Source organism: Xanthomonas sp. D-109 (genome assembly GCF_017746095.1).
Classification (GTDB): Bacteria; Pseudomonadota; Gammaproteobacteria; order Xanthomonadales; family Xanthomonadaceae; genus Xanthomonas_A; species Xanthomonas_A sacchari.
Window position 1 is genome coordinate 65,205 of the sequence record NZ_JAGHWV010000013.1, and the last position, 9,105, is coordinate 74,309.

Consider the following 9,105-nt stretch of genomic DNA (forward strand, 5'->3'; position numbering starts at 1 on the left):
CGCGGTCATGCGTCGGGCGTGGGCCGGTACTGGCCGCTGTCAGGGTCGTAGGCGTACTGCAGCACGTCGCTGCCATCGAGCAGGCGTGCGCGGCCGGGACCGGCGATGGCGGTGCCGTGCAGCGCCACCCGCAGCGCCGGCATGTGCTGGCCGGGCACCGCCTGGAATTCCAGGGTGCCGGTGCTGGACACGTGCGGCACCACGCCATCCGGATCGCTGGCCGCCTCGTTGTCCTCGCCGGCCGCCACGGTGCCGCAATAGACCCAGCTGCGGTAATCGCCCAGGTCGTGCCGGTTGGGATCGAACACGAACAGCGCGAAGCCGGCTTCGGTGATGCCGTTGCCGAAGCGGGTGGTGGGCACGGCCAGCAGCAACCGGCCGTCGCCCAGCGCATGCTGCTGCGGTGCGCGGCTGGTATCGAACGCATCGGCGCGCGCGTAGGCGCCGAAACTGCCGACGTAGCGCTGCGCGTGCAGCACCATCCACGGCCGCTCGCTGCCGGGCGTGGTCAGCAGGAAGGTGGCGGCGCCGAGCGAGACGCCCTCGCCCGGGTTCGGGAAGGTTTCCGCATCGTCGATGCCGTACCGGCCCGGCGTGGCGTAGCTGAAACCGATGTAGTACTGCTTGCCGTCCAGCTCGAGATGCTGGCCGCCCCAGAAATTCACCACGGCGCCGTTGTCGATCTCGTAGGACACGGCGCCATCGCCGTCCCAGCCGTAGATCAGGTACAGCACGCTGCCCGCATCGGGTGGCACTTCGGGAGCGGCGGCGCGCTTGTTGTCGTTCGACATGTCCAGAACATCCTGTATTCGGTGAAGAAGCCGAGGGAGCCCACCCGCACCGCCCGCCACGCCCTGCTGCCGCGTGCGCCATGGCGCAGACGCGCATGGCACGGACGCGACGCCCCGGCACGGACGATGCTGCCGGCAGGCGCGAGTTCGGACGGAACGACGGTGACGTGCACTGCGGCCCCGAGCAGGGGCGGTGATGGCGGTCGCGCATGGCGAACCGCACGCCGGCAATCCACACCGGCATTTTCGGGCGAGTGCAGCATCCCATGCCGCTCGCGAATGACTCGCCTGATCATCAGGCCCCGTGGGGCGCATCTTAAACCAGGTTCCGCGCCCGAAACCACCGCCGCCGTGCGTGCCGCGTCACGTCCCCGCGCCGTCCGTTCAGCGGTCCAGCGGCGGGGTGTACTGCTGCTTGGCGGGGTCGTAGGTGTAGGTGACGGCGTCGGCCGGGCCCAGCGTGCGGACCTTGCCCGGCCCTTCCACCGCCGTGCCCTGCAGGGCGATCCGCAGCGACGGCACATTGCCGCTGGCCGGCGGCACGAAGCTCAGCGTGCCGGTGCTGGTGGCGCACTTCATGGTGCCCTGGTCGTCGCAGGCGGCGCTGTTGTCCTCGCCGGCGGCGACCGTGCCCAGGTACACCCAGCCCTTGTAGTCGCCCAGGTCGTTCTTGTTCGGGTCGAAGGTGAAGATCGCGAAGCCGGCGCTGGTGATGCCATCGGCGAAGCGGGTGGTCGGCAGCGCCAGCAGCAGGTGGCCATCCTGGGTGGTGGTGCTCTGCGGCTTGCGCTGTTCGTCCAGGGTGTCGGCCTTGCCGTCGGCCCCGAAGTCGCCAGCCCAGCGCTGCGCGTAGAACAGGGTCCAGGTCGGCTTGCCGCCGGCGCTGTCGAGCACGTAGGTGGCCTGGCTGATGCTGACGGTGGCGGCCGGGTCGGGCAGGTCCTGGTCACCGCCCTGGTCGCCGGGCTTGGCGTACTTGCCGCCGGTGGCGTTGGCGAACCCGGTGTAGTACTGCTTGCCGCCGAGGTCGAAGCGGTGGCCGTACCAGAAGCTGGCCACCGCGCCGTTGTCGATGGCATAGGACGCCGAGCCGTCGCCCTTGGCGCCGTAGATGTCGGCCAGCACCTGGCCCGGCGCCGGCACCTCGGCGGCGGCCGGCTGTGCCGCCGCGTTCGTGTCGGCAGGCGCTGCGGGGGCGCTCGCCGTTGCCGGGGTCTGCGCCGCGGGCGCATCGGCAGCCTTGTCCTTGCACCCGCCCAACAGCAGGAAGGTGGCCGCCCACAGGGCCGTGATTCCTCGCCTCATCGCACTGCGTCCTTTGGAGTCCGTTGGCGCGCGATGCTACCAAGAACCGCGGCGGCGCCAAGTGACAGGCGTGCACGCCGCCAGGACCGACGCTGGCGCCGCAGCGCGCCGGCTCAGGGCGCGTCCGGCTCCATCGCCGGGACCGGCTGTGGCCGCGCCAGCAGCGGCTGGGTCAGCGCGTACAGGATGCGCAGGTCTTCGGCATCGAAGTCGGTGGCGTCGTTGCCGCGGTAGTGATGGTGGAAGGCACGCAGGGTCGCGGCGCGGTCGTCGACCGGATAGCCGATCAGCGCCAGCGCCTGCCATGGATCGAAGCCGGGCGGGGCCGGCGGCGTGTCGGCGGCCGGCCAACGGCCGAAGCCGGCCTCGGCCAGCCGCTTCCACGGGAACAGCGGGCCCGGATCGACCTTGCGCGAGGGCGCGAAGTCCTCGTGCCCGACCACCTGGGTGCGCGGGATGCGCAGGCGCGTGCACAGGTCCTCAAGCAGGACCAGCAGGCTGGCGATCTGTTCCTGCGCGAACGGGGTCTTGCCGTCGTTGTCCAGTTCGATGCCGATCGAGGCGGAGTTGATGTCGGTGATGGTGCCCCAGCGTCCGGCGCCGCCGTGCCAGGCGCGGTCCTGGTCGGCGACCAGTTGGTAGCGCGTGCCGTCGCGGCCGATCAGGTAGTGCGCGCTGACCTTGCCCTTGCTGTTGTGCGAGCGCAGCGTGTCCAGGCTCTGCTGCACCGAGTGCTGGTCGGTGTAGTGGATGACGATCAGGATCGGCCGGCGCGTGTCGTAGTTCGGCGACGGCACCCAGGTGGCCAGCGGATTGCGCTGCGGCGCGTGCGCGCAGGCCCCGAGCAAGGCCAGCGTGCCCAGCAGCAGCAGCCGGCGCACGGCGGACGGGGTCGGCACGGGAACGCGGATCATGGACACATCCTGGTCGGGGACGCACAAGCGTACGCAATCGGCGCGGCGGTGGCGTGCAGGCGCGCGCCGGCGCTCACCGCCGCGCACTCAGAAGCGGTAGTTGAGGTTGACGGACCACTGCCGCCCGATCGCGCTGTACACCCGCGGGAAGTACGGCCAGGTGGTGTAGGTGTCGTCGCGCGGATGCAGCGCGTCGAACACGTTGAGCACGCTCAGGCCGACGGTGGCCTTGTCGGTGATCTGCTTGGCGAGGTCGAGGTTCCACACCAGGTAGGGCGCCACGCGGCCGCGCTCGGCGTAGTCGGGCCGCGAGCCGTAGCGGTAGCCGTACACGCTGGCCGACCAGTCGCCGCGGCTCCAGTTCGCACGCCAGTTGCTGCGCGTGCGGAACGCCAGGTAGTCGACGTCGTTCATCACGTCCACCGGGCGCGCGCCGGCGAACTGCGCCACCTCCATCCGCAGCACCCGGGTCAGCCCGCCCTGCAGGCCGAGCGTGCCCCAGGCGCCGAGGTCGAGGTCGTAGCGCAGGCTGGCGTCGATGCCGTCGGTGCGCATCAGCGACTGGTTGATGGGGAAGGTCTTGAACGCGGTGATCTGGCCTTCGCTGGTCAGGTCGGTGCCGGGGCTGCGCGTGACCGCGTCCAGGTAGAAGCGGCAGGCCGCCGAGGCGGTGTCCACCGCGGCGCCGGCGCGGTCGCGGCCGAGCAGGCAGTTGGCGTTGTTCTCCAGCAGGGTTTCGCTGGAAATGGCCTCGACCCGGCCCTTGAGTTCGATGCGGTAGTAATCGACGCTCAGCGACAGCGCCGGCAGCACGTCCCACACCGCGCCGAGCGTGGTCGACTTGCCGGTCTCCTCGCGCAGCAGCGGATTGGAGGCCTGGGTGGAGAAGGTCTGATACTCGTGCGCGCTCGCGCAGGCCGCCGACAACGGATCCAGGCCGTCGCGGCGGCACAGGTATTCGTCGACCACGGTGGGGTTGTTGGCGCTGGTGCCGGCGTAGATCCACAGCAGGTCCGGCGCGCGGAAGCTGGTGGCGTGGCTGCCGCGCAGCAGCAGGGTGTCGAACGGACGCCACTCCAGGCCGGCCTGCCAGGTCGCTGCGCCATCGACCGCGGTGATGTCGTCGTAGGCGTCGTAGCGCGCGGCCAGGGTGGCGCTGAGCCGGCTGGCGATCGGCACGCGCAGCTCCAGGCCGGCCGCGTAGCGCTTGCGCGGGCCGCCGCCTGGGGTCTGGGTGAGGTTGTAGATGCGCTCGCTGCCGGTGTAGTCGACGGTGGTGCGCGGATCGGGCTGCAGGTCGTAGGTCTGCCGGGCGGCTTCGAGCACTGTGGCGATCTGCACCATGCCCGCCGGCAGTTCGAACAGGTCGCCGCTGACCACGAACTGGGCCTGGTCGGTGGCCGATTCGCCGCGGCTGACCACCTCGGTGGTGAGCTGCTGGTACAGCGCCGGGCTGCCAGGCGCGAACAGCCGGTCCGGGCGCACGCGGCGGATTTCGGTGCCGTCCGGCCGATAGCCCAGCACCGGCCCGAAGTAGTAATCGCGCACCGCATTGGTGAGGAAGCGCGGGCGCCGCGTGGTGATGTCGTAGCGCGACAGCGACACGCTGGCGTCCCAGTCGAAGCGCCCGCCGAGCGCCTTGCCGCGCACGCCGGCATTGAGATCCCAGCTGCGCTCGTCGTAGTCGATGGTCTTGATGCCGCCGACCTCGTCGGGCAGGAAGATGCGCTGCGCGGTGACCAGCCCCAGGTCCGGATCGTAGGCGGTGAACGCGCCTTCGCCGATGTAGTAGTGGGTCTGGCTGGAGCTCTTGTCCTGCGAGCGGTTGGCCAGCAGTTGCGCATAGGCGACCACATCGTGGCCGAGCTCGGCATCGCCGGCCAGGTAGGCCGAGGTCTTGCCATAGCCGTTCTGCACCGAGCGCCCGGCGTAGTAGTCGAACGCGCCGCAGCGGTTGGGCGCGGCCAGGCTGTCGCTGGTGCGGTAGGGACGGAACGCCGGATTGGTCGCGGCGCAGGCCGCGGCCAGCGCCTGCGGCGAGGTCGACAGCGCGCCCGCCTGCGGCCACAGATAGGTGGTGCCGCGGCGCAGGTACACGCCGGAGATGGACACGTTGGGCGAACTGGGATCGGCCTTGTTGGCCGGATGGTCGTCGTAGGAATCCATGAAGCTGCGCTGGCGCGCCACGATGGGTTCGCGGTCCAGCCGTTCGAAGGCGTAGGTGATACTCCAGCCGTCGCCGCGGCGCCCGCCGGTCCATTGCAATTGGCCGGTGTCGCCGCCGCCGCGGGTGGTGGTGCCGGCGCGCACGCGCAGGCTGTCGCCCTGGAAATCGCGCTTGGTGATGATGTTGACCACGCCGGCGACCGCGTCGGAGCCGTAGATGGCCGAGGCGCCGCCGCTCATCACTTCGATGCGCTCCACCGCCGCCGCCGGAATGCTGCCCAGGCTGACCGCGGTGCCGTTGGCGCCGTAGGGCTGCGGATAGTCGGCCATGCGCTTGCCGTTGAGCAGGATCAGCTGGTAGCCCGGCCCCAGCCCGCGCAGGTTGAGGTACTGGCCATTGGGCGAACTGCCGGTCTGGTCGCTCTCGTTGAAGGTGCTGCCGCTGAACTGGGTCAGCGTGCCCAGCGATTCCCACACCGTGGCGAAGCCCTGCTTGCGGATGTCCTCGGCGGTGATGACGGTGACCGGCGCCGGGCCTTCCACCTGCGCGCGTGCGATGCGCGAGCCGGTGACCAGCACGGCATCGAGATCGCGTGGCGTCGCCACCTGTTCCTGCACCGCAGCCGCTGCCGGCGAGGCCGCGGCCAGCGTCGTCAGCGCGGCCAGCGCCACGCGCACGGGTCGCAAGGGAAAAGGACGACGAACGATTCGCATGGGCACGCGGCTCTCCTGCATGGCGCGGGGTGGATGGCGCGAACGCCGCGGGCGTGGCCAACGCCGCGCGCCTGTCCCTGGCGTCCACGCACACGGCGATGACGCGTGGGCGGCACGCGGCCATCGTGTTGCGGGTTCCTGCATCTTGCCGAGCGGACGCGGCGCTGCCGTGCGCTGCCTGCACGTTCCCCAGCGCCATCGCCACGCTTCCCCTGTGCAGTCGGGTGTAACACGCGCTCGCAAAACCTGTCAACGCAGCGCCTTGACAGAAAAAAACCGGGAATCGAAGATCCTGGCGTCGGCGCGCCGCCTGCGCCGGCCTTCTTTCCAGACAGCGGGATGCCATGATCACGATGCGCGGCCTGTGCCTGTTGCTCGCCGTGGCGGCGAGCGGCGGCACGGCACCAGCACGCGCCACCGACGCCATGCCGCTGCAGGCACAGCCGGCGCAGTTGCAGGCCGAACACTGGATCGCACGGCTGCCGGCGGCGTCGCCGCCACTGCTACAGGCGACGCAGCGCGCCGCGTTCAACGCCCGGCTGCTGCGCGACGATGCGTCGATGCACGACCTGGCCGCGCTGCCGACGCAACTGCCCGCCGCGCAGGTGCGCGCGCAGATCGTGGCGCTGTCGGCGCCGCCGACGCGCGCGCTCTACGACACCCAGGGCGCCGTGCTCGACGCCGCGCGCTTGCAGGCGCTGCAGCACGCGTTAGCGCTGGAGGCGCTGCAGGCGCAGGTGCAGCCGCGTTACGCGCTGGTGGTGCAACGCGCCGACCTGCGGCGCTTCCCCACCGCCGAGCGCGTGTTCAGCGACCGCAACGATCGCGACATCGACCGCTTCCAGGAATCGGCGCTGTCTCCGGGCAGCGCAGTGGCGATCCTGCACGCCAGTGCCGATGGCCAGTGGCTGTTCGTGCTGGCGAACAACTACGCCGCGTGGATCGCCCGCGACCGCGTGGCCGAGGGCGAACGCGCCAGCGTGCTCGCCTACGCGCAGCGCACGCCACGGCTGCTGGTCACCGGCGCACGCGCGGCCACCGTGTTCACCCCGGAACTGCCGGCGGCCTCGCAGGTGGCGCTGGACATGGGCAGCGCGCTGCCGCTGCTGCGCGAATGGCCGCCACAGAACAGTGTCAACGGCCAGTCGCCGCTGGCCGCCTACGTGGTGCAGTTGCCGCTGCGCGACCGCGACGGGCGGCTGCACCTGGTGCCCGCGCTGGTGCCGCGCAGCGCCGACGTCGCCCAGGCGCCGCTGCCGGCCACGCCACAGATGCTGCTGCAGCAGGCGTTCAAGTTCCTCGGCGAGCGCTATGGCTGGGGCAACAGTTACGACGCGCGCGACTGCAGCGGCTTCGTCGTCGACCTGCACCGCAGCCTCGGCATCGAGCTGCCGCGCAATACCGGCGACCAGGCGCGCAGCCCCGCACTGACGGCGGTGCCCTACACCGCCACCGACCCGCTGCCGCAGCGGCGGCAGGCATTGGCGCAACTGCGCGTCGGCGACCTGGTCTACATCCCCGGCCACGTGATGCTGGTGATCGGTCACGAGGATGGCCAGACCTGGGTGATCCACGACGTGGCCGGCGCCAGCTACCGCGACGCCGCCGGCCGGTTGCAGCGCGTGCGCCTCAACGGCGTGTCGGTGACGCCGCTGGAACCGCTGCTGCTCGGCGACGGCACGCCGTTCATCGACCGCATCACCCGCATCCAGCGCCTGCGCGCGCCGACCGCCGAATGAAGATCACCGAGATCCGCCTGGGCATGCTGCGCGTGCCATTGAAGACCCCGTTCAAGACCGCGCTGCGCACCGTGCAGGCGATCGAGGACGTGGTGGTCATGGTCCACACCGACGATGGCCGGATCGGCCATGGCAGCGCACCGGCCACCCCGCCGATCACCGGCGATACTCATGGATCGATCATCGCGGCGATCGAGCGCTGCCTGGCACCGCGCCTGATCGGCGAGGACATCGCCGACCTGCAGCGCCTGCGCGGCCTGATCCATGGTGCGCTGGAACACAACAGCAGCGCCAAGGCGGCGCTGGAGGTCGCCGTGCACGACCTGTGGGCGCAGCTGCATGATGCGCCGCTGTATCGGCTGCTCGGTGGCGGCACCCCGCACCTGACCACCGACCTCACCATCAGCGTGAATGCCGTGGACACGATGGTGGCCGACGCGCTGTCGGCGCTGGCGCGCGGCTTCGTGGCGCTGAAGATCAAGATCGGCACCGATCTGGCCGAGGACATCGCACGGGTCAAGGCGATCCATGCCGCGGTCAGCGGTCGCGCGCAGCTGCGGCTGGACGCCAACCAGGGCTGGACGCCGAAGCAGGCGGTGCAGGCGATGCACGCGCTGGAGCGCGCCGGGGTGACGCTGGAACTGCTGGAGCAGCCGGTCAAGGCCGGCGACGTGGACGGCCTGCAGTACGTGACCGAGCGCGTGCAGACCCCGGTGATGGCCGACGAGAGCGTGTTCTCGCCGGCGCAGGCGATCACGCTGCTGCAGCGGCGCGCGGCGGACATCGTCAACATCAAGCTGATCAAGGCCGGCGGCCTGTCCAATGCGCTGCGCATCGCCGATATCGCCGCGGTGTACGGGGTGCCGTGCATGATCGGCTGCATGCTCGAATCGAGCATCGGTGTGGCCGCGGCGGCGCACCTGGCGGTGGCGCGCGCGGACGTCATCACCAAGGTGGACCTGGACGGCCCGTCGCTGGGGGCGTTCGACCCGGTGGTGGGCGGGGTGCAGTTCGACGAGGCGCAGATCCGGATTGGCGATGCGCCGGGACTGGGGATTCGCGAGATCCAGGGGTTGGAGCTGTTGCCGCGGTCGGTGTAGCGGCGCTGCGCCTGGTTGGTTTGTGGCTAGCTGGCTATCGCAATTGCGGGAGGACCTTCAGTCCCGACTGCTGTCGCAATCGGTGATTGGATGGCTTCACTCGTCGCGACTGAAGTCGCTCCCACACAGGCCTACGGCGAGCCTGCCAGGTGCACGGTGAGAGTGACTTCATTCCCGACTGCTGTCGCAATCGGTCATTGGATGGCTTCACTCGTCGCGACCGAAGTTGCTCCCACAGAGACTTACGGCGAGCCTGCCGGGTGCACTGTGGGAGGGACTTCAGTCCCGACGCATTGCGCCATCGGAAAGCGAGCACTTCGCGCGCCGCGGCTGCATGGCAGCCGACTCCCACAGGGGGGTCACTGGGCGACGGCTT

The 9,105-nt window shown here is 70.6% G+C and carries 6 protein-coding genes; 2 read left to right on the plus strand and 4 right to left on the minus strand.

The features are described from left to right. Positions 1 to 5 precede the first annotated feature (5 nt). From J7357_RS14200 to J7357_RS14215, 4 genes are all read right to left on the minus strand, one after another. Complete coding sequence (locus J7357_RS14200; protein ID WP_209247409.1) at positions 6 to 791, minus strand: hypothetical protein; 786 nt, start codon at positions 789 to 791, stop codon at positions 6 to 8. Positions 792 to 1,175: 384 nt separating this feature from the next. Beyond that, a complete protein-coding gene (locus J7357_RS14205; protein WP_209247412.1) occupies positions 1,176 to 2,096 on the minus strand; it encodes a hypothetical protein in 921 nt (306 codons plus the stop codon). Positions 2,097 to 2,209: 113 nt separating this feature from the next. Further along, complete coding sequence (locus tag J7357_RS14210; RefSeq protein ID WP_209247414.1) at positions 2,210 to 3,010, minus strand: N-acetylmuramoyl-L-alanine amidase; 801 nt, start codon at positions 3,008 to 3,010, stop codon at positions 2,210 to 2,212. Positions 3,011 to 3,097: 87 nt separating this feature from the next. Continuing rightward, entirely contained in the window at positions 3,098 to 5,890 is a 2,793-nt protein-coding gene (locus tag J7357_RS14215; RefSeq protein ID WP_209247416.1) for a TonB-dependent receptor, read from the minus strand. A gap of 344 nt (positions 5,891 to 6,234) precedes the next feature. On the opposite strand from J7357_RS14215, the gene J7357_RS14220 reads away from it, so the two are divergent. Continuing rightward, positions 6,235 to 7,629, plus strand: coding sequence for an SH3 domain-containing protein (locus J7357_RS14220; protein ID WP_209247418.1), 1,395 nt, complete (start codon positions 6,235 to 6,237; stop codon positions 7,627 to 7,629). Further along, complete coding sequence (locus tag J7357_RS14225) at positions 7,626 to 8,729, plus strand: dipeptide epimerase (protein WP_209247420.1); 1,104 nt, start codon at positions 7,626 to 7,628, stop codon at positions 8,727 to 8,729. The genes J7357_RS14220 and J7357_RS14225 overlap by 4 nt, the downstream gene beginning before the upstream one ends. Positions 8,730 to 9,105: the final 376 nt, after the last annotated feature.